This window comes from Streptomyces sp. NPDC050121 (genome assembly GCF_044460385.1).
Classification (GTDB): Bacteria; Actinomycetota; Actinomycetes; order Streptomycetales; family Streptomycetaceae; genus Streptomyces; species Streptomyces soliscabiei.
Map to the genome: position 1 here is coordinate 1 of NZ_JBITJV010000046.1, position 26829 is coordinate 26829.

The window sequence follows — 26829 nt, forward strand, 5'->3', positions numbered from 1 at the left end:
TACGCGGACGACCCTCCGCCTTGCGATGCACCGCACCAGACGCCGCGGGCCCCGCCCTCCGGGCGGACGACGCTACTTTCGAAACACGCCCTAGAACGCGGCCTCGTCCAGTTCCATCACGTCCAGCTCGACGTCCGCGGCGATCTTGCGGGCCAGCGTGACGCCCGGCAGGACGTTCGCCGCGAAGAACTTCGCCGCCGCGATCTTGCCGGTGTAGAACGCCCGGTCCTTGGCCGTGGCCGTCTCCAGCTTCTCGGCGGCGACCGCGGCGCCCTTCAGCAGCAGGTAGCCGACGACCACGTCACCCGAGGCCAGCAGCAGGCGGCTGGTGTTCAGGCCCACCTTGTAGATGTTCTTGACGTCCTGCTCGGTGGCCGCGAGGTCGGTCAGCATCAGGCCGACGATGGCCTCCAGCTCGACGGCCGCCTTCGCCAGGTGCTCGCGGGCGCCCGCCAGCTCCTCGCCGCCGGTGCCGAGCGCGAGGAACTTCTTGATGTCCTCGGCGAGGGAGTTCAGTGCCGCGCCCTGGTTGCGGACGATCTTCCGGAAGAAGAAGTCCTGGCCCTGGATCGCGGTGGTGCCCTCGTACAGGGTGTCGATCTTGGCGTCGCGGATGTACTGCTCGATCGGGTACTCCTGCAGGAAGCCGGAGCCGCCGAAGGTCTGCAGCGACTGGGCGAGCTGCTCGTAGCCCTTCTCGGAGCCGTAGCCCTTGACGATCGGCAGGAGCAGGTCGTTCAGGGCCTCCAGCGCCTTGATGTCCTCGCCCGCCGCCTCCTTGACCTGGATCTCGTCCTGGACGGAGGCCGTGTAGAGCACCAGCGCGCGCATGCCCTCCGCGTACGCCTTCTGCGTCATCAGCGAGCGGCGCACGTCCGGGTGGTGGGTGATGGTGACCTTGGGCGCGGACTTGTCCATGAAGTTCGCCAGGTCGGGGCCCTGGACGCGCTCCTTGGCGTACTCCAGCGCGTTCAGGTAGCCCGTCGACAGGGTGGAGATCGCCTTCGTGCCGACCATCATGCGGGCGAACTCGATGATGCGGAACATCTGGCGGATGCCGTCGTGCTTGTCGCCGATCAGCCAGCCCTTGGCGGGGTGCTGGTCGCCGAAGGTCATCTCGCAGGTGTTGGACGCCTTGAGGCCCATCTTGTGCTCGACGTTCGTCGCGTACACGCCGTTGCGCTCGCCCAGCTCGCCGGTCTCGAAGTCGAAGAGGTACTTCGGGACGAGGAAGAGGGACAGGCCCTTGGTGCCGGGGCCGTGGCCCTCCGGGCGGGCGAGGACGTAGTGGAGGATGTTCTCCTCCATGTCGTGCTCACCGGAGGTGATGAACCGCTTCACGCCCTCGATGTGCCAGGAGCCGTCCTCCTGCTGGACCGCCTTGGTGCGGCCGGCGCCCACGTCCGAGCCGGCGTCCGGCTCGGTGAGGACCATGGTGGAGCCCCAGGTCTTCTCGACGGCGAGCTGGGCGATCTTCTTCTGTACGTCGTTGCCCTCCTCGAAGAGGATGCCGGCGAACGCGGGGCCCGAGGAGTACATCCAGACGGCCGGGTTGGCGCCCAGGATCAGCTCGGCGAAGGCCCAGATCAGGGAGCGGGGCGAGGTGGTGCCGCCGATCTCCTCGGGCAGGCCGAGCCGCCAGTACTCGGAGTTCATGAAGGCCTTGTAGCTCTTCTTGAAGGACGCGGGAACCGGCGCGGTGTTGGTCTCCGGGTCGAAGACCGGCGGGTTGCGGTCGGCGTCGGCGAAGGACTCCGCCAGCTCGTTCTCCGCGAGGCGGGTCATCTCCTCGAGGATGCTCTTCGCGGTCTCGGTGTCCATCTCCTCGAACGGGCCGGTGCCGTACAGCTTGTCGCGCCCGAGCACCTCGAAGAGGTTGAACTCGATGTCGCGGAGATTCGACTTGTAGTGCCCCATGGCGACGGCTCCGTAGAGAGATTCGGCGAGGGACTGGACCTCGCGCTAGTTCACATACCAACAAGTAGCAAGTACCTACGATGATGCTACCCGCCGGTAATAAGTCGCAACCCCTACTCGCCCAAGTGTGAGAAGGGTCTACCCCGACGTTTTCGTATCGACCGATAGTTGAATCGCCCGCCCCTTCGCCGCGCAGCCCGTCTCGGTACGCTTGCGCCCATGTACGGATACGGCCAGCCCATGGACGGCGGTGCTGCACAGCAGCAGTACGCCCCGCCGCAGCAGCAGATGCCCGGCGGCCACGGCGGGTACGGCCAGCAGCCGCCGCTCTATCCGGAGCCGTCTCCGCCGTCCCTCGCGGACGCGGTGCGGGCCTTCACCACCGGTCAGCTCGCCGCGGAGGACTTCCAGCAGGTCTTCGCGACCTCCAAGGTCTACTGCCCGCGCGGCGACAACCCCGGTTTCCTCGCCCTGCACAACACCCAGCAGCCGGTGATCCCGATGTTCACCTCCCTCAAGGAACTGCGCCGGTACGCGGGCAAGGAGTCCAAGTACTTCGTGATCACCGGCGCCGAGGTGATCGACCTGCTGCCCACCGGCTACGGCTTCGTCCTCGACATGGAGGGCGAGCACCGCATGGTGTTCGACGCCAAGGCGGTCGAGCAGATGGTGGAGTTCGCGATGCGGCGGATGTACGGCTGAGCGGTCCCTGCCCTCTGAGACCGCGGTCCCCGGCCCCCCGGGGAGACTCCGGGGCGGGTGGAATTTCCCTCTCGGGTTGTCACAGGCATGCCATAGAGTTGCCCCAGGCAGCCGCGCCCCGGACGCCACCGCTCTCACGCGGTCACGTCCGGGTGCCGCGCGGCGCTCTCATCACCCGGAGATCACCGGGTTCTCTTGTGGGGGTTCATCACTGTGCGCATGCGCAGCACCTCGGCCGCGACAGCACTCGCGGTCCTTGTCAGCTCCGCGGCCCTGAGCATCGCCGCGGCCGGCACCGCCTCGGCCGCCACGGCCGTCCTCACCTCGCCCGTCGGCCTCGTCGCGGACGGCGCGCTCCAGCGCGTCTTCGTGGGCGATCAGGCGGGCGGGCGCATCCTGGCCACCGACTACAACGGCGCCCTCGTCGATCTGAACGTCGGCTTCGGCGAGCTCAGCGACCTCGCGCTCTCGGCCGACGGCGCCACCCTCTACGCGGCGCTGCCCGAGACACACGCGATCGTGGCGCTCGACGCGGCCACTCTGACCGTCAGGTCCACCTACGCCCTCGGCGAGGGCATCCTCCCGCACGACGTCGCCTTCACGGGCGGACGCCTGTGGTTCTCGTACCGCAGCATCGGCGAGGACGACTCCTGGCACGGCAACCTGGGCTCCGTCGACCCCACAGCCACCGACCCGGCCGCCACCGTGACGTTGGGCCTGCTTCCGGAGGCGGTCACCCCGTACTACAACTCGGGGCTCCTCGACGCCGACCCGGCCGCCCCCGGTGTGCTGACCTACACCGACAGTGGGACCAGCCCCGGCGCGACCAACGTGCTCGACGTCTCGGGCGCCACCCCGCAGGTGGTCGCCAAGAGCGACGCCGGGCGCTCCTTCGCGGACGTCGACCTCGTCCCCGGTACCTCCGAGGTGCTGTGGAACGGCACACGGCGACTGTCGTACGCCGGCGGGGAGATCTCCGAGGGCACGAACCTCTCGGAGACCGGCTGGTTCGGCGACGTCTCGCCGGACGGCCTGGTCGCCCAGGTCTACGACCGCCACGTGAACGTCTACAAGCCGGGCGCCGCCACGCCGGTGCGCCGCATCGACGCGGGCGACTCGACGATGGGCGAGGTGGCCTGGGCCCCCGACTCCTCGCGGCTGTTCGCCCTGACCGGCACCACGAACAACACCTACACCCTGAAGGCGTTCACCGGCCCGGCGCTCAGCGTGCCGACCCTCACGGCCGACGCCCCCGCCTCCGCGACCCGCGCCAAGCCGCTCACGGTCACCGGAAAGATCTCAGCGAGCGTCTCGCTCCCGGCGGGCACGAAGCTCGTGGTCACCCGCACCGACCTGGAGAGTCCGTCCGGCAAGGCGCTGGCGGCCGCCACGGTCAAGGCGGACGGCACGTACTCCGTCACGGACACCCCGCCGGCCGGCGGCACGGTCACGTACAAGGTCGCCTACGCCGGCGACGCCGAGCACACCGCGGTCTCGGCCTCCGACAAGGTGGCCGTCTCCCGCGCGGCCGTGGCCCTGACCCTGAACAACAACGGCAAGGTGTTCAGCAACGGCGCCGACGTCAAGTTCACGGCGCACCTCGGGACGACCTACAAGAGCCGCAAGGTCGAGATCTGGTCGGACCCCTACGGGGGTGACGCGCCCAAGAGGCTGATCAAGACCGGCACGGTCAACTCCGCCGGCAACCTCGTCGCGACCGTCGACATGACCCGCGACACGACGGTCACCGCGGTCTTTGCGGGCGACGCCCGCTACGCCCCGAAGACCGTGAAGGTCACGGCCTACGCCCGGGTCAACGTCTCCACCGCCGTCTCCAAGCACTACAAGACGGCCAGGATCGGCTCGACGTCGTACTACTGGTTCCACAAGAACACCGCCCCGGTCATCACCACGGCCATGTCCTACTACCCGGGCCGCAAGCAGCGCCTCGAGCTGCAGGTCTACTTCCAGGGCGCCTGGTACACGACGGGCTCGGAGTACTTCGCCCTCGCTCCGAACGGGAAGTCGGCCGTGAACCTCGGCGCCCCCGGTGAGTCCGGCATCAGGGCCCGTGTGCGCTCGTCGTACGTCGACGGCGCGTCCGGCGACAGCGCGAACGCGACGACGATCGGGTCCTGGAAGTATCTGTACTTCAGCAACTGACCCACCTGAACGACGGCGGAGCCCGGAGGGAATGTCCTCCGGGCCTTCGTCGTTCTGGGTGGCAGAAAGTTCAATGCTCAACTAAACTCGGATGTACGTCGCCCTAGGAGGTCGGACATGCCCGCAGTGACCATCGACAACCCGCTGACCCTGCCCCGCATCACCGCAGCGGCGGACGCGGTGGCACGTCCCGTGCTCACCGTCACGACCGCGCCCAGCGGATTCGAGGGCGAGGGCTTCCCGGTGCGCCGCGCGTTCGCCGGGATCAACTACCGCCACCTCGACCCGTTCATCATGATGGACCAGATGGGCGAGGTGGAGTACGCGCCGGGCGAGCCGAAGGGCACGCCGTGGCATCCGCACCGCGGCTTCGAGACCGTCACCTACATCATCGACGGCATCTTCGACCACCAGGACAGCCAGGGCGGCGGCGGCACCATCACCAACGGCGACACCCAGTGGATGACGGCCGGCTCGGGCCTCCTCCACATCGAGGCGCCGCCGGAGTCGCTGGTCATGTCCGGCGGTCTCTTCCACGGCCTCCAGCTGTGGGTGAACCTGCCGGCGAAGGACAAGATGATGGCGCCGCGCTACCAGGACATTCGCGGCGGCAACGTCCAGCTGCTCACCACCCCCGACGGCGGCGCGCTCCTGCGGGTCATCGCCGGTGAACTGGACGGCCACCAGGGCCCCGGCATCACGCACACCCCGATCACGATGATCCACGCGACGGTGGCGCCGGGCGCGGAGGTCACGCTGCCGTGGCGGGAGGACTTCAACGGCCTCGCGTACGTCCTGGCGGGCAAGGGCTCGGTCGGTGCCGAGCGCCGTCCGATCCGCCTGGGCCAGACTGCGGTCTTCGGCGCCGGCGGTTCGCTGACCGTCCGCGCGGACGAGAAGCAGGACTCCCACACCCCGGACCTGGAGGTCGTGCTCCTTGGCGGCCAGCCGATCCGTGAGCCGATGGCCCACTACGGCCCGTTCGTGATGAACACCAAGGACGAGCTTCAGCAGGCGTTCGAGGACTTCCAGAAGGGCCGACTGGGCACGATCCCGGCGGTGCACGGAATGACGGAGGGCGGCCCGCAGACCGCCTGAGTTCCGATAGCTTACGAGCAGGCCCGAAGCCGCAACTCCGTTTTGCGACTTCGGGCCTGTCTTGTATCGGTGCTACCGGGTTACGGCAGCACGTAGAACGCCGCGCCGTCCGGAGCGCGGCCCACCTAGTCGGCGCCGCCGTGCAGCAATGCCGGGGCCAGGTGGGCGGCCACTGTGTGGATGTCCTCGGTGACGACGAGGTTCCTGGTCTTCCAGTTGGTCAGGAGCTGCTCGTCCGTCCGGATGCTGCGCTGTTCGTACCCGCGCGCCTGTCGCCGTGAACACGAAGTCGCTGATGTCGATCGCGTCCTGCTGGTGTGCCGCCGACCGGTTCGGCGAGCAACAGGTGTCCACAGCAAGGATGTTCACCCAATAGGGGTGAGGGTGTTGAATCTTCGCCAAGGTGACGAACCGTCACCCATGCGGGTGTTCCCCGCAGGACAGCTCGCTGCCCCCGTGATCCGCTGGAGCCGTGCACCTGCTCCCCGTCCCCGTTCGCAGGCTGGCCGCCTGGTGTGCCGTCGTCCTGCTTGTTTCCGGCGTCGGGTACGTGGGGATTCGGCTCTGTTCGGAATTGCGGGCAGCCGTCACGCCCGTGTTGCTCGCGTTGCTCGGGACCGCACTGCTCGGGCCGTTGTATCGGCAGCTGGTCAAGGCGGGGGTGCCTCGGGCTGTGGCGGCCGGGCTCACCTGTGTCGCCGTGGCCGGTGTGGTGGGCGGGGCTGTCTATATCGTCGTCGCGGCCCTGGTCGACACGGGGGATCAGATCGTCGCCTCGTTGAAGGAGGCGGGGCAGGATCTCGCCGGGCGGTTCGGTGCTGCCGGGACCTCGCTCGACGATCTCGCCTCCAACGCCAAGGAGTTGCTGACCAAGTTCGGCGGGACGGCCGCGTCCAATGTCGTCAGCGGGGTGAGCGTCGTCGGGGAGAGCATCGCCCTTGCTGTGCTTGCCCTGTTCCTCGTCTTCTTCTTTCTGCGGGACTCGCATCGGTTCGTCGGCGTGCTGCGTTCCGTCGCCCCCGGGGGGAGTGCCGACATCCTGGAGGCCATCGCCCGGCGGGCCTTCCGGGCCGTCGAGGGGTTCATGCGGGGAACCACCTTCATCGCCTTCATCGACGCCGTGTGCATCACCGTCGGGCTGCTCGTCCTCGATGTGCCAGGTGCCGTCGGGCTCGGCGCGCTTGTCTTCGTCGGCGCCTACATCCCCTATCTCGGCGCCTTCATCTCGGGTGCCGTCGCCGTGCTGGTCGCGCTCGCCGACCGGGGGTTCGTCATCGCCCTGTGGGCGCTCGGAGTGGTGCTCGCCGTGCAGGTGCTGGAGGGGCATGTGCTGCAGCCGGTGATCCAGAGCCGGACCGTGCAGATGCACCCGGCGGTGGTGATGGTCGCCATCACCGCCGGGGCCTCGGTGGCAGGCGTGTTGGGCATGCTCCTCGCCGTGCCGGTCACGGCCGCCGCCTTCGGGGTGGCGTACGAGCTGCGTGAGCGTTACGGCCAGCCCGGTCAGCCCGGTCAGCCCGGTCAGCCCGGTCAGCCCGGTCAGCCCGGTCAGCCCGGTCGGCCTGAATCCCCTGAGTCGCCGGGCTCGTAGATTTCGAACCAGATGCTCTTGCCCTCGCCCCTCGGCGCCACGCCCCATGTGTCCGCGAGCAGTTCGATGAGGACCAGGCCGCGGCCCGAGGAGGCCAGTTCGCCGGGGCGGCGCTTGTGGGGGAGGTCGTCGCTGGTGTCGGTGACCTCGATGCGGAGCCGACGCTCGCCCGCCGCGCCGGTGACCTCGGCGACGAGCAGCGCGTCGGCGTCGGTGTGGACGAGGACGTTGGTCAGGGTCTCGGAGACGAGCAGGACCGCCGTGTCGACCTGGTCCGCGCAGGTCCAGTCGTGCAGCAGCTCGCGCAGTTGCTGCCGGGCCACGGCGATCTGCTCGGGCTCGGCCTGCGCGACCGTCAGCATCGAGCGGCGTACAGGCCGCCGAACCGGGACCGAAGCAGCCGATGAACCCGGGCCGCTGCCGTCCTCGCCCTGGCGGCACAGGAGCAGGAGGGCGATGTCGTCCTCGCGGCGGTCCGCCAGGGGGCCCGTGGTGTGGTGGGAGGAGGGTCCGTGCACCGCCTGGACCAGGGCGTCGGCCAGCTCCTCCAGATCCCCCTCGTGCGCCTCCAGGGTCTTGCGGATGCGCCGCCAGCCCGTGTCGAGGTCGTGGCCGCCCGTTTCCAGCAGGCCGTCGGTGCACAGCATCAGCGCCTCGCCGGGTTCCAGGGCGAGCCGGGTGGTGGGGTAGTCGGCGTCCGGGTCGATGCCGAGCGGGAGTCCGCCGGCCGTGGCGTGGACCAGGACCGTGCCGTCGGCCATCCGGATCGCCGGGTCCAGATGGCCGGCCCGCGCCGCCTCCAGGACCCCCGTCTCCGGGTCCACCTCGATGTACAGGCAGGTCGCGAAGCGCAGACCGGCACCGTCCTCGCCGTCCTCGCCGTTCTCGCCGTTCTCGCGGTCCGCGGCGTGGTTGATGCCGTGGAAGAAGCCGGAGGCGCGGGAGAGGACGGCATCGGGGCGGTGCCCCTCGGACGCGTACGCCCGCAGCGCGATCCGCAGCTGGCCCATGAGGCCCGCCGCGCGGACATCGTGACCCTGCACGTCCCCTATGACCAGCGCGAATCTGCCTCCTCCGGAGGGGGTGCCGCCGGGCAGCGGGATCATGTCGTACCAGTCGCCGCCGACCTGGAGGCCGCCGCCGGTCGGTATGTAGCGGGCGGCGAGGGTCATGCCCGGTATCTCGGGGCCGAGGGTCGGGAGCATGGAGCGTTGCAGGCCGTCGGTCAGCTCGCGCTGGGTCTCCGCCGCGCCCGCGCGGGTCAGCGCCTGGGCGAGCATCCGCGCGACCGTCGTGAGCACGGACCGCTCGTCCGGGGTGAACGCCACCGGGTAGGTGAAGCCGGCCATCCAGGCGCCCATCGTGCGGCCCGCCACCGTCAGCGGCAGGAACGCCCACGACTGGCGGCCGAAGTGGGAGGCCAGCGGCCAGGTGAGCGGGTAGCGCTCCTTGTACCGCTCGGGGGAGGACAGATACACGGCCCGGCCGGTGCGCACGACCTCGGCGGCCGGATAGTCCGTATGGATGGACATCTGGGCGAAGGGATCCTCGTCGCCGGGCTGCTGCCCGTGGTGGCCGATGATCGTCAGCCGGTCGCCCGTGACGCCGAAGACGGCCAGCCCGTCCGGTGAGAAGCCCGGCATCGACAGGCCCGCCGCGACCCTGAGGACCTCCTCCGTGGACCGTGCCTCCGCCAGCGCCCGGCCCGCGTCCAACAGGAACGCCTCCCGCGCCCGCCGCCAGTCACCGGTGACGGCGGTACGCCCGGCGGGGGTGCCCGGGCGGGGCTCGGTGACCTCCTGGAGGGTGCCGATCAGCTCGTACGCCTTCTTCGCCTTGTCGAAGGACGGCTTGGACCGGCTGCGAACGACCCGGACGACCCGCCCCCGGTCGTCCATGATCCGGATGCGTACCTCGGCGAGGGTGCCCTCGGCGACGGCGAGCGGGATCACTCCGGTGATCTCGTTCCAGTCCACGGGGTGCAGCCGGGCCCGGGTCTGGGCTTCGGTGAGGACCGTCTCCTCGGCGGGCAGCCCGAGCAGCCGGGCTGCCTCGGCATCGACCGTGACCAGTCCGGTGGCGGTGCTCCAGTGCCACAGGCCGGTCGCGAGGGAGGCCAGGACCTCCCCCACGGCGGGCAGAGGCTCGCCAGTGCGCATTGCCCCACTTTAAGAACATGCGATCGACAAGTGCCACTGATCGCCGCAACGGTATTGAGGGGAGGTGATCAGTGACTGCCCGGTACCCTGGGGGTTGTTTCACGTGAAACCTGCCCTGTTAGCGTGCTCTGTTTCACGTGAAACGTGCCCCCGATCCGCGAAGACTGGATGAACGACGATGCATCGGTACAGGTCCCACACCTGCGGCGAGCTCCGCGCCTCTGACGTCGGCACCGACGTCCGGCTGAGCGGCTGGCTGCACAATCGGCGCGACCTGGGCGGCATCCTCTTCATCGATCTGCGCGACCACTACGGCATCACGCAGCTCGTGGCCCGTCCGGGCACGCCCGCGTACGAGGCTCTCGACAAGCTGACCAAGGAGTCGACGGTCCGCGTCGACGGCAAGGTCGTCTCGCGCGGTACGGAGAACGTCAACGCGGACCTGCCGACCGGCGAGGTCGAGGTCGAGGTCGGCGAGGTCGAGCTGCTGGGCGCCGCCGCCCCGCTGCCGTTCACGATCAACACCGAGGACGGGGTCAACGAGGAGCGGCGTCTGGAGTACCGCTTCCTGGACCTGCGCCGTGAGCGCATGCACCGCAACATCATGCTGCGGACGGCGGTCATCTCGGCCATCCGGCACAAGATGACGGCGCTGGGCTTCAACGAGATGGCGACGCCGATCCTGTCCGCGACCTCCCCCGAGGGAGCCCGCGACTTCGTCGTCCCGTCGCGCCTGAACCCGGGCAAGTTCTACGCCCTCCCCCAGGCTCCGCAGCAGTTCAAGCAGCTGCTGATGATCTCGGGCTTCGACCGCTACTTCCAGATCGCCCCCTGTTTCCGTGACGAGGACGCGCGTGCGGACCGTTCGCCGGGCGAGTTCTACCAGCTCGACGTCGAGATGAGCTTCGTCGAGCAGGAGGACGTCTTCCAGCCGATCGAGAAGCTCATGACGGAGCTGTTCGAGGAGTTCGGCAACGGCCGTCACGTCACCTCGCCCTTCCCGCGGATCCCGTTCCGCGAGTCGATGCTGAAGTACGGCTCCGACAAGCCGGACCTGCGCGCCCAGCTGGAACTGGCCGACATCACCGACGTCTTCGAGGGCTCGGAGTTCAAGGCCTTCGCCGGCAAGCACGTGCGCGCGCTGCCCGTGCCGGACGTCTCCGCGCAGCCCCGGAAGTTCTTCGACCAGCTCGGTGACTTCGCGGTATCGCAGGGCGCGAAGGGCCTGGCCTGGGTGCGCGTCGCCGAGGACGGCTCGCTGACCGGCCCGATCGCGAAGTTCCTGACCGAGGAGAACGTCGCCGAGCTGACCAAGCGCCTGTCGCTGGCCGCCGGTCACGCGGTGTTCTTCGGCGCGGGCGAGTTCGACGAGGTCTCGAAGATCATGGGCGCGGTGCGGGTCGAGGCCGCCAAGCGCGCCGGACACTTCGAAGAGGGCGTCTTCCGCTTCTGCTGGATCGTCGACTTCCCGATGTACGAGAAGGACGAGGAGACCGGCGCGATCGACTTCTCGCACAACCCGTTCTCGATGCCGCAGGGCGGCCTGGAGGCCCTGGAGACCCAGGACCCGCTGGACATCCTGGGCTGGCAGTACGACATCGTCTGCAACGGCGTCGAGCTGTCCTCCGGCGCGATCCGGAACCACGAGCCGGAGATCATGCTGAAGGCGTTCGAGATCGCGGGCTACGACCGGGAGACCGTCGAGGAGAAGTTCGCCGGCATGCTGCGCGCCTTCCGCTTCGGCGCCCCGCCGCACGGCGGCATCGCGCCGGGCGTCGACCGCATCGTCATGCTCCTCGCGGACGAGCCGAACATCCGCGAGACGATCTCCTTCCCGCTCAACGGCAACGCCCAGGACCTGATGATGGGCGCGCCGACGGAGCTGGAGGAGGCCCGGCTGAGGGAGCTGCACCTGTCGGTGCGCAAGCCGCAGCCGAAGTAGCGGGCAAGCAGTCGCCGCGTAGCTGAAGCTGAATGGGAAAGTGGCCCGGAACCGACGTCGGTTCCGGGCCACTTTCCCATTCCCCGGCAACTGCGTGGGCGGGGGCGGACGAGGCGGCGGGCCGTTCGCTGACCCACGCGGCGGAGTGCCACCGGGAGGCCCGGACGCGGCTGGCCGCGGCACACACGGCGGCGGAGTACACACAGGTCACGCGGCTGGCGAAGGAGGGCCTCGAGCACCTTCGGGCGGCGCGGGCGGCGCTGGGGACGGAGCCGGGGACGGAGCCGGGGACGGTGGGGGTGTTTGCGGTGACGACAGGCCCTAATGCCGGGAGCCTGACTCCGACAAGGTGAACATCCGCGCCCTCGACCGTACCGGCCCGCTCGAGCCAGTCGTCGAGGAGTCCGATTTCCGTGCAGGAAGTGATGCGCACACCTGCGGGCTCCATCACCATGGGTGTCGAGCCCGACGCGACGCATGACGGCACCTCGGACACGGCCGGCTGAACCCGGCTCGGCCGGCGAGGGGGCGTCTCACTCGTCCGGTGACGCCCCCTCCTCCAGCAGGCGTTCCGCGATGTCCGTCGACCAGGACTGGGCCCACGCCCGCAGCTCGGCGATGTCGGGTTCCGTCAGGCCGTACTCCGTGAACGCGGTGTCCGGGTAGTGGTCGGTGCCCTCCAGCCGGGTCTGGAAGGTGGGCAGGTCGAAGTCGTCGCGGGCATGGCGGCGGGCCAGTTCTTCCAGGTCGGGGTGGGTGAAGCGGGCGGCCGCGGCCCGCGCGTCGATCAGGTCGACGGCCAGCCCGCGGTCGTACAGCGCCCGGATCTTCGTGCCCACCGCGTCCTGGAGGCTGAGCGTGGGCCCGTACGACGTCGGGACGGGCGGGCTCCAAAAGGTTTCCTTGTGCAGGGCCAGATGGAGGATCGTGTCGCCGGTACCGTCCCGTACGGTCAGGTGTGCGAACAGTAGGTCCGTGTCCTGGAGTGTCGCCTCGTGACGGCCCCCGGAGGTGAGTGCGGCGCTCAGCGTCTCGGCGAGTCGGGGCATCGGCTCCGCGCTCTCCGTTGCCAAGTCCACGTTGCCGTGCGGGCGTTGGAGCAGCCCGTGCGCCTGGAGGGCGTAACCGCCGGCCAGCGCCCACGAGGCCGTGGGCGTGGCCGCGTCGAAAACCTCGGCGAGGAGCCGCAGATGGGGTTGGAGAAGGTCCACCCCGTAGTCGTAGCAGCCCTCGGAGGTGTTACTTCGCCACGAACTGCGTCAGGATCGCCTGCACCTCGTAGATGTCCACGCCCTTCGTGAACGTCTTCTCGATCGGCACGGACGAGCCGGATACCCAGATCTTCAGCTCCGCGTCCAGATCGAACGTGCCTGCGGTCTCCACCGCGAAGTGAGTGATGCTGCGGTACGGAATGGAGTGGTACTCCGTCTTCTTGCCGGTGATCCCCTGCTTGTCGACCAGGATCAGCCGCCGGTCCGTGAACATGATGGTGTCGCGGATCAGCAGGTAGGCGGCCTGTACGTGCTCGCCCTGGCCCAGCAGACGCGCGTAGTCCTGCTGCGCCTGACCGGCGTCGATCGGATGCGCGTTCCCGAAGAGCGCCATGGACGGTCCCCCCAATTTCGGCCCCATGGACGGCGTTTGCCCCCCTCGCGGCACCTTAAGGGGCAGGTGGGGGAATCATGAAGACGTTTGTTCGGGTGACGGACAGGGCGGGAGAAAAAATCCTCGACGAGCGGCAACTCGCCACACGACGGCGACCACTGACAGGACGTAAACCCGCTCCTTCCCGTAAGGATCCCCCGTGGCAGCTCCCTCCCACCGCCGGTCCCTCCGCTCGCGCCGCACCCTCGTCGTCTCCGCCGCCGTCGTGGCCGCGGGCGTCGGCGCGGGCGTCGTCGTGATGAACGCCAACGCCGGGACCGTCGACCTGTACCACCAGACGCTCGCCGCCAAGGACGGCTGGGCTTCCTCCGGCACGGGCACGACCGGTGGCTCCAAGGCCGACGCCGCGCACACCTTCACCGTCTCCACCCGCGCCCAGCTGGTGAAGGCGCTGGGTTCGGTGTCCGACACCGCACCCCGGATCATCAAGATCAAGGGAACGATCGACGCCAACACCGACGACGCCGGCAAGAAGCTGACCTGTGCGAGCTACGCGGCAGGAACCGGCTACTCCCTCGCCTCGTACCTCAAGGCGTACGACCCCGCCACCTACGGCCGGTCGAAGCTGCCCTCCGGAACCCAGGAGAAGGCCCGCGCCGCCGCGCAGACCAAGCAGGCGAAGAACGTCGTCTTCAAGGTTCCCGCCAACACGACGGTCGTCGGCGTCCCCGGCACCAAGGCCGGCATCTCCGGCGGCACGCTCCAGATCCAGAACGTGGACAACGTCATCGTCCGCAACCTGAACTTCTCCGCCACCGAGGACTGCTTCCCGCAGTGGGACCCGACCGACGGCGACAAGGGCAACTGGAACTCCAACTACGACTCCGTCACCCTGCGCGGCGCGACCCACGTGTGGGCCGACCACAACACGTTCACCGACGCCGCCCACTTCGACAGCGTCAACCCGAAGTACTACGGCCGCGAGTACCAGATCCACGACGGCGCGCTCGACATCACCAAGAGCTCCGACCTGGTGACGGTGTCCCGCAACCAGTTCACCAACCACGACAAGACGATGCTCATCGGCAGCAGCGACAGCGAGCCCGCCGGCAAGCTGCGCGTCTCCATCCACCACAACATCTGGAAGGGCATCGTCCAGCGCGCCCCGCTGGCCCGCGTCGGCCAGGTCCACATCTACAACAACTTCTACGACGTCACGACCCTCAACGGCTACGCGACGCAGTACAGCATCAACTCCCGCGCCAAGGCCCAGGTCGTCGCGGAGGACAACTACTGGAAGCTGCCGACGGGCGGCAAGGTCGCCAAGCTGCTCAGCGGCGACGGCACCGGCGCGGTCAAGGGCGGCGGCAACCTCGTCAACGGCACGGTCACGGACGTCGTCGCCGCGTACAACGCCGCCTCGTCCAAGGACCTGAAGACGACCGTCAACTGGACGCCGACCCTGACAGCGGGCCTGGAGACCTCGGCCAAGAACCTGCCGACGTCGCTGGCGACGACGACGGGCGCGGGCGTGCTGTCCTAAGGGTTCGAAGGGAGGGGCCCGTACGTACGCGGGCCCCTCACCCCTGTTCATGGCAGAACGGCGTCCGTCCAGTCGGCGGAACGCCGGTCGACGCCTTCAAGGTGCGCTGCGGTGAGGTCGGCCTCGGTGAAATTCGTGCCCGTGACGATCGCCGCCGGATGGGTGTCGTCCTTCCCGAGGTCGGCACCTGTCAAAGACGCGCTCGTCAGGTCCGCCCGCGACAGGTTCGCGCCGGCCAGCTCGGCCCCGTCGAACTGGGTGATGGCTCCGTTGTCCGCAGGCATCGCCTGCGCGCCGGTCAGGTCGGCGCCGGTCAGTTGCGCGCCCATGAACTGTGCGCCGTCCAGCCAGGCGCCGGTGAGGTCGGTCTCGGTGAACTGAGCGTTGAGGAACGTGGCGGAACTCAACATGGCCCCCTCCATCCTGGCCTTGTCGAACCAGACGGTGTCGAAGACGCCTTCGCGCAGATCGGCCCGGCTCAGATCGGCGTCTCGCATGTCCGCATTCGTGAAGTCCAGACTGGAGAGGTCGGCGCCCACCAGGAAGGTTTCGCGCAGGTTGATGTAGGACTCCCCGTCCACCACCTGTGTGCGCGACCCCAGCACCTCGAGGGCGGCCGCCACGTCCTCGGTAGGACGGGTCTTCGGGTCCTTGCGCAGCCGGTCCGCGGTCTTCTGGGCGGGCATCTTCGCGTGCTGCCTGACGTAGGCGCCCAATATCTTGACGATCGCGGGCTGTTCGCTCGGCGAATCCCGCATGATGCGCTGCAGGGCGTAGATGCTGCTGATCCTGACATCGATCGAGTCGTCTCCCAGACTGTCCACGGTGTCGCTGTAGGTGGTGGCCACCTGCTCGCGCCTCGTGAGACCGAGGGTCTCGTCGGCCTGGGTGATCGTCACGGCGGTGAAGACGAGCGCCAGCACGGCCGGAATCGTCGGCATCGCCGTGGCGACCCACATGTAGCGCTGCCAGCGGGTCGTCTCGCCGCCGGGGGCGGCCGCCGACGCGGGCGCCGGGCCCGGCCCGGGCGGGGGCGTGGGCGCGGGGAGGAGTTGGGCGGGTTCCAGCAGGACGAACCACCGGCCGGCGTGCAGCCGGTCCTGAACGGTGGCCAGCAGACCGGTGAGCGCAGACAGCGCCGAGGTCCCATCGCGCAGGACCTGCCCCGACGCCTCCGCCAGGGTCGCGGCCACGCGCCCGGTGTGCGCCTCCAGTTCGGCCCGCCGGTCCCCGTCGATGGGCAGACCGTCCTGGGCGAAGTCCCTGAGCGCGGCGCGGAGTTCGGCCACGCGCAGATCGAGGACGGTCGCTGCCGGGGGCGTCACCGTCGCCCGCAGTACGTCGCGGCAGGCGGTCAGCGCGTCCAGGCAGGCCAACAGGGGCGGCTCCTGCCGTGCCCAAAGGGCGAAACTCCGCAGCGCCGCCCGCCGTAGGCGCCACGCCGCGACGGGCAGCGCCAGGGCGAACCCGAAGAGCGGCCCCTCCTCGACGCCGTTCCACCAGGGCCCGGCCTCCGCCTCGCAGCCGGTCAGCAGGGACCAGGAGGCGCAGTCCTCGCTGCTCTGGTCGTACCAGCCGTCCCCGCCGAGAAGCTGGTCCAAGGAGGAGTGGACGTCCGGCAGTTCCATGATCGGACCGTCGTAGAAGTACTGGCCGACGATCAGCCAGGCCCCGAGCAGGGAGCCGCACAGGGCGAGGGCGACCGGCGCCGCCAGGCTCCACACCCTGCGGCCCGCCGCCAGCACGAGTGCCGATCGGTCCGCCTCCATCAGAGGGCGCAGCAGCCGGTCGGACGGTGGCGCGGCGGGCACCCCCAGATAGCGGCGCACCGTCAGAGCGCCGCGTAGCCGGCGACGGAGGTCCTGTGTGTGCGGCCGGACGGCCGGGCGCGGCACGAGCGCCATCCGGCGTCCCGTGTGCCGGTGCGGATCACGGAAGGCGGCCGCCCTCGCGACCAGCCGCCATACCCCCATCGTCATGGCGTACGCCACCGTCGCACCCAGGAAGGCGCGTATCCAGTCAGCCCAGGACGTCAAGTCCACCGCGTTCGCCCGCCCCCCGACTACTGCCTCGAACAAGTGCCAGGTGGAGTATGCCCATGGCGTGCGCCGTGAGGCCCGGGTTCTCCGACAGGCACCCGCCCGTCAGGTGTCGTACGTGCCGTCCCACGGTTCGGCGAAGGCGAGGCGGTCCGGGTAGAGCTCCGCCCAGTGCTCGCCCTCGTCCTCGTCCTTCCTGATCACCAGGCCGAACAGGACGTTCTCGTAGGTGAGTTGGAAGGGGCGGATCGCGATGTCCGTGTAGGAGCGGCGGGGCAGGCTGCGCAGCAGCGTCGCCAGACGGACGCGGGCCCGGGTGAGGACGGAGTCCTCGCCGTGCGGGGCGCGCTGCTGCGCCGCCCAGGTGCCGGCGCACCAGATGTCCGAGTCGCGGTAGTAGCCGTCGGCGTCGAAGGTGTGCAGCACGGTGTAGAGGCGTTTGTGCTCTTCCCAGCCGTCGTCGAGGCGGAAACCCTGGGGGAAGGCGTATGTGACCGACGCGAGGAACTGGCCGTCCGCGTACCGTCCGATGGACTCGGTGCGGTGCTTCGGCTGGTAGGCGATCGGAATGACCTCGGGGACCTCCATGGCGGAAACCATACGGCTTGGCGAATACATGCCGAAGCGGGGGGAAGCCCTTCGCGTTTTCCTCTACATCTTCTCCTTTATGCGCGCCGCGCCTGCGGGGCCGGCGCGGCGCGCACGAGGAGGAATCATCGCCCGAGTCGTCGTCAGCCCTCGGTGCCGCCGAAGCGCTCCTTGTACGCCTGAAGGTCCTCGTCCGTGAGCTTGGCGAAGAGGACCGGCGGGACGGTGAAGGGGGTGCCGGCGGGGACGGAGGCGAGGGCCTTCGCCTCGTCCGACGTGACCCAGGTCGCGGTGTCGTCGGGCAGCGAGAACGCCTCGCGCACGGTCTTCGCCGTCGACGGGATGAAGGGCTCCGAGACCACCGCGTAGAGGTGGATCAGGTTCATCGCCGTGCGCAGGGTGAGGGCCGCGCCGTCCTTGTCCGTCTTGATCTCCAGCCAGGGGGCCTTCTCCTCCAGGTAGGAGTTGCCCGCGGACCACAGCGCGCGCAGCGCGGCGGCCGCCTTGCGGAACTGGAGCGCCTCCATCTGCGACTCGTACTCGGCCAGCAGCTCCGCGATCTGCTCCCCGAGCTTCGTCTCCGCCTCGCCGGGCGCGCTGCCCGCCGGGACCTCCTCGCCGAAGCGCTTCTTGGAGAAGGACAGGACGCGGTTGACGAAGTTGCCGAGGGTGTCGGCGAGGTCCTTGTTGACCGTGGCGGTGAAGTGTTCCCAGGTGAAGGACGAGTCGTCCGACTCGGGGGCGTTGGCGATCAGGAAGTAGCGCCAGTAGTCGGCCGGGAGGATGTCCAGGGCCTGGTCGGTGAAGACGCCGCGCTTCTGGGACGTGGAGAACTTGCCGCCGTAGTACGTCAGCCAGTTGAAGGCCTTGACGTAGTCGACCTTCTTCCACGGCTCGCGCACGCCGAGCTCGGTGGCCGGGAACATCACCGTGTGGAACGGGACGTTGTCCTTCGCCATGAACTCCGTGTAGCGGATGGGGTTCTCGCCGGAGTCCGCCTCGTACCACCAGGACTTCCAGTCGCGGCCTGCCGGGTCGAGGTCCGACCACTCCTTCGTCGCGCCGATGTACTCGATCGGGGCGTCGAACCAGACGTAGAAGACCTTGCCCTCGGCCGCCAGCTCCGGCCAGGTGTCGGCCGGGACCGGGACACCCCAGTCGAGGTCGCGGGTGATGGCGCGGTCGTGCAGGCCCTCGGTCAGCCACTTGCGGGCGATGGAGGAGGCCAGCTGCGGCCAGTCCGCCTCATGGCGGGAGACCCACTCCTCGACCTCGTGCTGAAGCTTCGACTGGAGGAGGAAGAGATGCTTGGTCTCACGGACCTCGAGGTCGGTGGAGCCGGAGATCGCCGAGCGCGGGTTGATCAGGTCGGTCGGGTCCAGGACGCGGGTGCAGTTCTCGCACTGGTCGCCGCGGGCCTTGTCGTAGCCGCAGTGGGGGCAGGTGCCCTCGACGTAGCGGTCCGGGAGGAAACGGCCGTCGGTCGGGGAGTACACCTGGCGGATCGCCCGCTCCTCGATGAAGCCGTTCTCGTTGAGGCGGCGGGCGAAGTGCTGGGTGATCTCGACGTTCTGCGGGGAGGAACTCCGGCCGAAGTAGTCGAAGGCGAGCGCGAAGCCGTCGTAGACGGCCTTCTGCGCGTCGTGCGCCTGCGCGCAGAACTCCGCCACGGGGAGGCCCTGCTCCTTCGCGGCCAGCTCGGCGGGGGTGCCGTGCTCGTCGGTCGCGCAGATGTACAGGACGTCGTGGCCGCGCTGGCGGAGGTAGCGGGAGTACACGTCCGCCGGGAGCATGGACCCCACCATGTTGCCCAGGTGCTTGATTCCGTTGATGTACGGAAGGGCGCTGGTGATGAGGTGTCGAGCCATCGGGGGCTGCTCCCAGGTCGGTCGTGCGGGGCGTGTCGTGCGGTGGTGTTCTTGTGGGCCTTGAACTTGAAATCGTAGCCGACATGGGTGGGCCGCCCGCCTCCCGTTTTAAGGGGTGGGAAGGGGCGGCCCGGGTGATCTACGAGGTCAGGGACGCCAGGTCGCCAGGATGCCCTCGTAGACCTCCGCGTCGGTGAGCTCGCGCGGGGTCTCGCCGGCCAGGAAGTGGGACGTGTTGGCCAGCTTCAGCTTGCGGAGGTAGTCGAACGCCTTGTTCTCCGGGTCACCGAAGGCGACGAAGGAGAAGAAGACGGCGGGGTGGTTCTTCGCCGCCTCCGTGAGGGACTGGGTGGCGGGGGTCTTCGCGTCCGGCGCGCCGTCCGTCTGGAACACCACCAGGGCGGGGGCGGTCGGGTCGGAGGACTTCTCGTGCAGGGCGAGGACGGCTTCGACGGCGACGTGATAGCTGGTGCGGCCCATGCGGCCGAGGCCGGCGTGGACGTCGTCGATCTTGTTCTCGTGGTCGGTGAGGGTGAGGTCGGCGGTGCCGTCGACCTCCGTGGAGAAGAAGACGACGGGGACCTTCGTGTCCTCGGGGTCCAGGTGGGCGGCGAGGGCGAGGGTCTGCTCGGCGAGGGCCTGGGCGGAGCCGTCCTTGTAGTACGGGCGCATGCTCGCGGAGCGGTCCAGCACGAGGTAGAGCTTCGCTCGGGTGCCGGTGAGGTGGGTTGCCTCCAGGGCGGTGGCGGCTGCCTGGTAGGCGGTGGCGAGGCCCTGCGGGCCCTGCGGGGCTTGGGCGTCGTCCTTGGCCTCGGCTTCGCCTTCGGCCGTCGTGTTCCCACCCGCACCGCCCGTGCGGGTTTCGTCGTCGGCTGCGGGCGGCCCCTGTGGGACCTCCTCGCCGTCGGCGGCCGCGGGCCCGTCCGGCTCCGCCTCGGCCACGGGGGCGAGCGCGGACTGCTTCGGCTCGGCGGCCGCCGGTTCGGGCTCGGTCTCCGGTTCCGCCGCCGTCGCGGTTGCGACCGGCTCGGGGTCGGTTTCCGGCGTGGGCTGCTCCGCGGCAGGTTCGGGCGCCGTCTCTGCGAGCGGCTCCGACTCCGTTCCCGGAACGGTTTCCGGCTCGGGCTCCTCAGCCGTGGCCTCGGCCTCCGGCTCCACCGCTTCCGCGGCTGCCTCCGGCTCCGCCTCGGCCTCGACGTCCGCCGTGGGCTCATCGGCCTCGGCCGTCGGCTCGTCCGGGGTGGGCGCCGCCTCGGCCTCGGCCGTCGGCTCATTCGAGGTCGGTTCCTCGGTCACCGCCTCGGCCTTCGGCGTCGGCTCGTCCTCCTTGGCGTCCGCCTCAGCTGCCACCTCAGCGTCCGCCTCAGCGTCAGCCGCCACCTTCGCGTCGGCCTCAGCTGCCACCTCAGCCTCAGCGGCGGCCGCCACCTCAGGCTCAGCCGCCACCTTCGCGTCGGCCTCAGCTGCCACCTCAGCCTCAGCGGCAGCCGGCGCCTCAGGCTCAGCCGCTACCTCGACCTCAGCTGCCGCCTCGGCGTCAGTCTCGGCCTCCGTCTCGGAGGTGGGCTCAGCCTTCGTCTCCTCGGCCGTAGACGCCTCCACGGCCTCGGCCGCGTTCGTAGCCGCCTCCGTGGCCTCGGCCGTCTCTGTGGACCGTGTCGGCTTGGGGACCGTTACGTTGTTGAAGGCTGCTGCGACCAGGTCGTGTTCGTTCTTGGTTGCCGGGCGGGGTTCCGGGACCTGGGCCGTCGGGGTGGGTTCGGGGGAGGGGGACGGGGACGGGACCGTCGGTTCCGGCGTCGAGACCGGCGGCGTTACGGCGGTGTTGTTCGAGTGCTGGTCCCGCTCCTCGGAAGCGGTCTGTTCCTGCGAAGGAACCTGTTCCGCACCCTCCGCCTCGGCGGCCCGCTCCTTGCGTGACCGTCCGAACGCGTTCCGCAGGAGAGTGAGAATGCCCATGTGCGCAACCCTTCGCGTGAGTTGAAGCCCGTAAATCCCTGGCCAGGACGGACACGTAAGGTTAGCGGCCCCGGGTGGTGATCTTGGGCAGGGGTGAGTGTAAGGAATCCGGGTGTGTCAATACCGCCTCGGCACCCCCTCCGCGCAAGCTCAACACCCTTCTGGCGGCCGGGGATTCACTTTCCGTTCATCCCGCAGCAGCGCATCCGCACATGCGTACCCCTACGGTCACGCTGATACCAAGGGCACGCAAGGGGAGAGTAAAGGTGCGCAAGCTACTGCCGATCATCGGGACTCCGTCCGGCTCGCATCCCGGCGGGCGATCCGCCATGACCTGCCGTTTCCGGTGTGGTGACGCCTGCTTCCACGAGGTGCCCAACACCAGCGACAACGCATACGTCGGTGACGTCATCGTCGGGGCGCTCGGCCGCCGCGCCATGATGCGCACCGCGGCGGTCGTCACCGTCGCGGCCGCCGCCGGGACGGCCGGTGTCGCCGGCGCGCTGCCGGCCGCCGCCGCCACGCCGGGCGCGGCGGCGACGACGTCCGGCGGGCATCCCGGAAAGCCTGCCGGAAATCTGTCCGGCAAGAGCGCTCGCGGGCTTCGCTTCACCGCCGTCGCGCCGAACACCGCCGACGCGGTCACCGTCCCCGACGGGTACCGGCAGAACGTCGTCATCCGCTGGGGCGAGCCCATTCTGCGCGGGGCCCCCGTCTTCGACCCGGAGAAGCAGACCGCCGCGGCCCAGGCCGGACAGTTCGGGTACAACAACGACTTCCTGGCGCTGCTGCCCCTGCCCGGTGAGTGCGAGCGGCAGCTGCTCGTCGCCAATCACGAGTACACCAACGAGATCCTGATGTTCCGCGGCTACGACCCCGCCAACCCCACCCGGCAGCAGGTCGAGGTCGCCTGGGCGGCGCACGGTCTGACGGCCGTCGTGGTGGAGGAGGACCGGCGGACCGGGAAGCTGACCGCCGTCCCCCGCCACCACCTGAACCGGCGCGTCACCGCCACCACCGAGTTCCGGCTCACCGGCCCCGCCGCCGGGTCGGACCTGCTCAGGACGTCCGTCGACCCGACCGGCACCAAGGTCCTCGGCACGCTCAACAACTGCTCCGGCGGCACCACCCCCTGGGGCACGACGCTGCACGGCGAGGAGAACTTCAACCAGTACTTCGCCAACAGCAGCCGCGCCACCGACAAGCGGTACGGGATCGGCACCGGCGCGACCGAGCGCAAGTGGGAACGCTTCGACAAGCGTTTCGACGTCGCTCAGGAGCCGAACGAGGTGCACCGGTTCGGGTACGTCGTCGAGTTCGACCCGTACGACCCGACGTCGACGCCCCGCAAGCACACCGCCCTCGGACGCTTCAAGCACGAGGCGGCGACCGTGCGGCTCACGGACGACGGGCGGCCCGTCGTCTACACCGGCGACGACGAGCGGTTCGACTACTTCTACAAGTTCGTCGGCAGCAAGCGCATGAAGAAGGGGTCGAGCCGGGCTGTGCGCGAGCACAACCTGTCCCTGCTCGACGAGGGCACGCTGTACGTCGCCCGGCTCACCGGCGACTCCCCCGCCGTCGAGATCGACGGCACCGGCAAGCTGCCCGCCGACGGTGAGTTCGACGGCAGCGGCGAGTGGATCCCGCTGGCCACCGCCACCGCCGAGGGCGCCGTCTCGCATGTCGAGGGGATGAGCGCCGAGGAGGTGTTCGTCTTCACCCGCCTCGCCGGTGACAAGGTCGGCGCGACGAAGATGGACCGGCCCGAGGACATCCAGCCCTCGCCGGTCACCGGCAAGGTGTACGTCGTCCTCACCAACAACGCCAACCGCGGTGTCGGTGCGAACGCCAAGGCCGACGAGGCCAACCCGCGCAACGCCAACAAGCACGGGCACATCCTGGAGCTGACCGAGCGCCGCGGCCGCCCGGAGAGCACCACGTTCGCCTGGTCGCTGTTCCTCGTCGCCGGCGACCCCGACGACCCGGCGACGTACTTCGCGGGCTTCCCCAAGGACGACGTCAGCCCGATCTCCTGCCCGGACAACGTGGCCTTCGACCCGCACGGCAACCTGTGGATCTCCACCGACGGCAGTCAGCTGGGCTCGCACGACGGACTGTTCGGCGTCGCCACGCGCGGTGCGCGGCGCGGTGAGCTGAAGCAGTTCCTGACGGTGCCGACCGGCGCGGAGACCTGCGGTCCGGTCATCCAGGACCGGCGGGTGCTGGTCGCGGTGCAGCACCCGGGCGAGGCGGACGGCGCCTCGGTGGAGAAGCCGGCGAGTACCTGGCCGGACGGCGCGGGGAAGATCGTGCGCCCGTCGGTGGTGGCGGTGTGGCGCGCGGACGGCGACGACATCGGCGTCTAGCTTGATCTTTAACGCCTGCCATTCGACGTCAGGCGTTAAAGATCAAGCTAGGACCTGTCCTGGGACAGGTTCCAGGACAGGTCCTGGTAGTGCTTCGTCAGGTCCGCTGCGGTGAGGTGATCGCCCTCGCCGCGGCGACCTCCTGGCGCAGGGGTTCCAGGACGCTGCCGGGCGGGCCGGTCAGGTCCGTGCGGACGGGGTACAGGACCTCCGTGTCGCGCAGGCCCTCGGCGAGTTCCCGCAGTTGCCGCGTGACCTGACCGACCTCCGGCTCCGACGGCGGTCCGGCTCCGTGTTTCACCCGGACCCGGGCCGCCGTCGTCGCGTCCACGATGCGTTCCACGGCGACGACCAGCGGCCACCAGGCGGCGGCCCGGCGGCCGGTGGGCGGGGGCTCGGTCAGGGCGCGCTGGAACTCGGTGCGGATGACGGACAGGTCGCGGTAGAGACGGCGGCGCATGCGGGCGCGGGCGGCCGGGTCGACGTCCGGGCCGAAGGCGGCGTCGACGTAGCGGGCGGTGTCCGCGACCGTGTCGGCGAGGCGGTCGCCGACCCGGGTGTGCCAGCTCTCCGGCCACAGCAGATAGCCCGCCACCAGCGCGATCGCGCAGCCGATCAGCGAGTCCACCAGGCGGGGGAGCAGCAGGCCCGTGCCCTGGTGGTTCAGGATGTCGGAGAGGAGCAGGATCACCGGGGTGATGGCCGCCGTCTGGTAGCCGTATCCGCGGGGGGTGAGAGCGGGGATCAGCGGGGCGAGCAGCAGCATCGCCGGGACGTCCCACCAGCCCCTCGGCACCTGCGACAGCACCGCCGCCGCGACGACCAGCCCGGCGACCGTGCCCAGGGCGCGCAGCAGGGCCCGGGAGAACACGGACCCGAAGTCGGGTTTCAGGACGAAGGTGATGGTCAGGGCCACCCAGTAGGAGCGGGCCACGGGGACGGTCGAGACGAGGACCTGGGCGAGTCCGATGCACAGGGCGAGGCGCAGGCCGTAGCGCCAGGAGCCGGCGGAGAGGGCGACGTCGTGGGCCGCGCGGGCGGCGCGCACGCGTAGGGCCGCCGGACGGCCGAGGCGGTCGTCGAAGCCCCGCGGGTCGATGTCGGGCGCCGCGACCACCTCGGCGGCGTGGCGCAGGGCGTGGTCGACGGCGCGGGCGGTCTCCGACCCGGGGGTGGGCAGGTGGAGGTCTATCGGTCCGGTGAAGCCGGTCCCCACGGCCCGTGCGAGGTGGCGTACGGCTTCGGGGACCTCGGCCGGCAGCGGTCGGCCGTTCAGATGGGCGGCGGGGGCCGCCTCCACCACCGGGGTCACGGCGTTCAACTGGGCGATCAGCCGGGTCAGGTCGGCGCTCTGCCCGTGGTGCCGGGTGCGACGGGCGAGGACGAGGTCGTACGACTGGTTCAGGGACTGGGTGACGGTGTGCCGGGCGTCCTCGTACTCGCCGGGGACGTCGCTGCCGCAGGCGGCCAGCAGGTCGGCGACCGTGCGATAGGTGGCGGCGACCGCGCTGCGCTCCGGCACCCCGGAGCGCAGCGGCCAGGCCAGCAGGGCGAGGAGGAGCACGAGCAGCCCGCCGCCGCTCATCAGGAGGGGCGCCAGCCACCACTGGCCCGGCATCGGCAGCCCGGCGCCCACGACGGAGTTCAGCAGAAGCAGCAGCCCGGCGACGGACGCCACGGCTCCGATCGTCGAGATCATCCCGGAGACCAGCGCCACGCCGGTGACGACGGCCACCGCCGCCCACCCCTGCCCGTACACGGCACTGCCGAGGGTGATGCCGACAGCCCCGAACAGCTGCGGGATCGCGATGTTGAGGATCCGCATCCGGTAGGCGTCGGCGGTGTCGCCGATGACGCCGGACAGGGCGCCCATGGAGGCGAGCGCGCCGTACGCGGGCTGTCCCGCCGCCAGGCCGATCACCAACGGCAGCGTCATGGCGATCGCGGCGCGGGCGACGGCGGCCCGGTTGACGGGCGCCTGCTGGGGCCGAAGGTTCCGCACCAGCCAGTCGGGAGGGGTGAGGCCGATGGGGAACTCGCGGGACATGGCCTCATTATGAGCACCCCCGCGGTCCGTCATCCCTGGTGGAGGGTGAGGTTCACGAGCAGCGCGCGGTGGTCGGTGCCGTCGAGCTGCGGCACGGGCGTGACCGCGTCGGTGTCGACGACCCGACACCCGACGACCAGACTCACCCCCGCCAGCAGCAGCTGCCCCGCGCACCGGACACCGAACAGCCGGGGCCGGGGCCGTCGCGCGGGCGCGTCGGCGGAGTCCCGCCGACCCGGCGCACCGGATACCGCCCCATCCCACTCCATTGCGCCCCATCCTGCTCCGTTCCCCTCCCTCCCGCTGCCCTCCCGCTGCCCTCCCGCTGCCGTCCCGCTGCCTTCCAGGACGGCGCGATGCGGCGAGGCAGGGGCTACGACGCGTCGACCCGGGCCAGGAAAGCCGTCAGCGCCTCGTTGAACTCCTGCGGCCGCTCCAGGTTCGGCATGTGGGCCGCGCGCTCGATGATGTGCAGCGCGGAGTCGGGGAGGGCCGCGTGCATGGCCCGCGCGTCCGCTACGGGCGTGTACTCGTCGTCCGCGCCGACCACGACCAGCGACGGGACCGTGACGCGGGTCAGCAGGTCCCGGTAGTCGGGGCGTTCGGCCCGGCCGCGCAGGGCCGCCGCCGCGCCCTCGGGGGGCGTCGCCGTCATCATGCGGTGGACATGCGCCTTGACGGCGGGAGCCGCGTAGGGGGCGACCATCTTTTCCAGGACCTCGTCGGCGTAGCCGCGCATGCCCTCGGCCAGGAGGCGGTCGGCCATCTCGTTGCGGATGCGCCGGCCGCCGGGGGTCTCCGGCTCCGGGAAGGTGTCGGCGAGGACCAGGCCGCGGATCCGGTCGCCGAAGCGGGCGTAGCACTCCATGGCGATCTGGCCGCCCATCGACAGTCCGGCCAGGACGAAGGCGTCCACCTTCAGGTCGTCGAGCAACTCCTCGATGTCCTGGGCGAAGCGGGAGAGGAGGGTGATGCCGGGGACGACCGGGGAGGCGCCGTAGCCGCGCAGGTCGGGGGCGATCACCCGGCGGGTGGCGGAGAACGCCTCGACCTGCGGGGTCCACATCGTGTGGTCGAAGGGATGGCCGTGGATGAGGACCAGGGGCGCCGTCGCCCGGGAGACGGCCGGATCCATGGAGGACAGGCCTTTGTCCTCATATGCGAGAGATGCGGAGAAGGGGGGCATGTGATCGACCTTAGGGTCGGTCCGTATCTCGGTGCAATGAGATCTTTGCTCTC

Annotated in this window: 18 protein-coding genes; 7 read left to right on the plus strand and 11 right to left on the minus strand. The window is 70.0% G+C overall.

What is annotated here, in order from left to right; all coding sequences use genetic code 11:
* Positions 1-90: 90 nt before the first annotated feature.
* Entirely contained in the window at positions 91-1917 is a 1827-nt protein-coding gene (locus ACIBTS_RS41900; protein WP_399326169.1) for an acyl-CoA dehydrogenase, read from the minus strand.
* A 219-nt stretch (positions 1918-2136) separates the two neighbouring features.
* On the opposite strand from ACIBTS_RS41900, the gene ACIBTS_RS41905 reads away from it, so the two are divergent.
* The 4 genes from ACIBTS_RS41905 (at position 2137) to ACIBTS_RS41920 (ending at position 7471) form a co-directional block, all read left to right on the plus strand.
* Entirely contained in the window at positions 2137-2619 is a 483-nt protein-coding gene (locus tag ACIBTS_RS41905; protein ID WP_319337746.1) for an SseB family protein, read from the plus strand.
* A 219-nt stretch (positions 2620-2838) separates the two neighbouring features.
* Positions 2839-4782, plus strand: a complete 1944-nt coding sequence (locus ACIBTS_RS41910) for an Ig-like domain repeat protein (protein ID WP_399326172.1) — start codon at positions 2839-2841, stop codon at positions 4780-4782.
* Positions 4783-4899: 117 nt separating this feature from the next.
* Positions 4900-5880 (plus strand): pirin family protein, encoded by a 981-nt coding sequence (locus tag ACIBTS_RS41915; RefSeq protein ID WP_399326174.1) that lies wholly within the window; start codon positions 4900-4902, stop codon positions 5878-5880.
* 472 nt (positions 5881-6352) lie between these two features.
* Complete coding sequence (locus ACIBTS_RS41920) at positions 6353-7471, plus strand: AI-2E family transporter (protein ID WP_399326176.1); 1119 nt, start codon at positions 6353-6355, stop codon at positions 7469-7471.
* Here ACIBTS_RS41920 and ACIBTS_RS41925 read toward each other — a convergent pair.
* The gene (locus tag ACIBTS_RS41925) at positions 7429-9630 is read right to left on the minus strand and encodes a SpoIIE family protein phosphatase (protein WP_399326178.1); all 2202 of its coding nucleotides are present in this window, start codon (positions 9628-9630) and stop codon (positions 7429-7431) included. The genes ACIBTS_RS41920 and ACIBTS_RS41925 overlap by 43 nt on opposite strands.
* Positions 9631-9808: 178 nt before the next feature.
* On the opposite strand from ACIBTS_RS41925, the gene aspS reads away from it, so the two are divergent.
* Positions 9809-11572, plus strand: a complete 1764-nt coding sequence (aspS, locus tag ACIBTS_RS41930) for an aspartate--tRNA ligase (protein ID WP_399326180.1) — start codon at positions 9809-9811, stop codon at positions 11570-11572.
* Positions 11573-12105: 533 nt separating this feature from the next.
* On the opposite strand, the gene ACIBTS_RS41935 is transcribed toward aspS, so the two are convergent.
* Both ACIBTS_RS41935 and ACIBTS_RS41940 read right to left on the minus strand, forming a co-directional pair.
* Positions 12106-12783 carry a nucleotidyl transferase AbiEii/AbiGii toxin family protein gene (locus ACIBTS_RS41935; protein WP_399326182.1) on the minus strand — a complete coding sequence of 226 codons (678 nt, stop codon included), beginning with the start codon at positions 12781-12783 and terminating at the stop codon, positions 12106-12108.
* A 28-nt stretch (positions 12784-12811) separates the two neighbouring features.
* Positions 12812-13177, minus strand: a complete 366-nt coding sequence (locus ACIBTS_RS41940) for a PH domain-containing protein (protein WP_399326184.1) — start codon at positions 13175-13177, stop codon at positions 12812-12814.
* 199 nt (positions 13178-13376) lie between these two features.
* Between ACIBTS_RS41940 and ACIBTS_RS41945 the strand changes: the two genes are divergently transcribed.
* Entirely contained in the window at positions 13377-14720 is a 1344-nt protein-coding gene (locus tag ACIBTS_RS41945; RefSeq protein WP_399326186.1) for a polysaccharide lyase family 1 protein, read from the plus strand.
* A gap of 47 nt (positions 14721-14767) precedes the next feature.
* Here ACIBTS_RS41945 and ACIBTS_RS41950 read toward each other — a convergent pair whose 3' ends face one another.
* The 4 genes from ACIBTS_RS41950 to ACIBTS_RS41965 all read right to left on the minus strand — a co-directional run bounded on the left by ACIBTS_RS41950 (position 14768) and on the right by ACIBTS_RS41965 (position 21174).
* A complete protein-coding gene (locus tag ACIBTS_RS41950) occupies positions 14768-16756 on the minus strand; it encodes a pentapeptide repeat-containing protein (protein ID WP_399326188.1) in 1989 nt (662 codons plus the stop codon).
* A 108-nt stretch (positions 16757-16864) separates the two neighbouring features.
* On the minus strand, positions 16865-17347 hold the full coding sequence (locus ACIBTS_RS41955) for a hypothetical protein (RefSeq protein WP_399326190.1): 483 nt from the start codon (positions 17345-17347) through the stop codon (positions 16865-16867).
* A 143-nt stretch (positions 17348-17490) separates the two neighbouring features.
* Positions 17491-19215, minus strand: coding sequence for a methionine--tRNA ligase (metG, locus tag ACIBTS_RS41960; RefSeq protein WP_399326192.1), 1725 nt, complete (start codon positions 19213-19215; stop codon positions 17491-17493).
* Between the two features lie 147 nt (positions 19216-19362).
* Complete coding sequence (locus ACIBTS_RS41965) at positions 19363-21174, minus strand: VWA domain-containing protein (protein WP_399326194.1); 1812 nt, start codon at positions 21172-21174, stop codon at positions 19363-19365.
* Positions 21175-21440: 266 nt separating this feature from the next.
* Between ACIBTS_RS41965 and ACIBTS_RS41970 the strand changes: the two genes are divergently transcribed.
* Positions 21441-23543 carry a PhoX family protein gene (locus tag ACIBTS_RS41970; RefSeq protein WP_399326196.1) on the plus strand — a complete coding sequence of 701 codons (2103 nt, stop codon included), beginning with the start codon at positions 21441-21443 and terminating at the stop codon, positions 23541-23543.
* 97 nt (positions 23544-23640) lie between these two features.
* Here ACIBTS_RS41970 and ACIBTS_RS41975 read toward each other — a convergent pair whose 3' ends face one another.
* The 3 genes from ACIBTS_RS41975 to ACIBTS_RS41985 all read right to left on the minus strand — a co-directional run bounded on the left by ACIBTS_RS41975 (position 23641) and on the right by ACIBTS_RS41985 (position 26776).
* The gene (locus ACIBTS_RS41975) at positions 23641-25590 is read right to left on the minus strand and encodes an FUSC family protein (protein ID WP_399326198.1); all 1950 of its coding nucleotides are present in this window, start codon (positions 25588-25590) and stop codon (positions 23641-23643) included.
* A 29-nt stretch (positions 25591-25619) separates the two neighbouring features.
* Positions 25620-25859 carry a hypothetical protein gene (locus tag ACIBTS_RS41980; RefSeq protein WP_399326200.1) on the minus strand — a complete coding sequence of 80 codons (240 nt, stop codon included), beginning with the start codon at positions 25857-25859 and terminating at the stop codon, positions 25620-25622.
* Positions 25860-25963: 104 nt separating this feature from the next.
* On the minus strand, positions 25964-26776 hold the full coding sequence (locus ACIBTS_RS41985) for an alpha/beta fold hydrolase (RefSeq protein ID WP_399326202.1): 813 nt from the start codon (positions 26774-26776) through the stop codon (positions 25964-25966).
* Positions 26777-26829 lie beyond the last annotated feature (53 nt).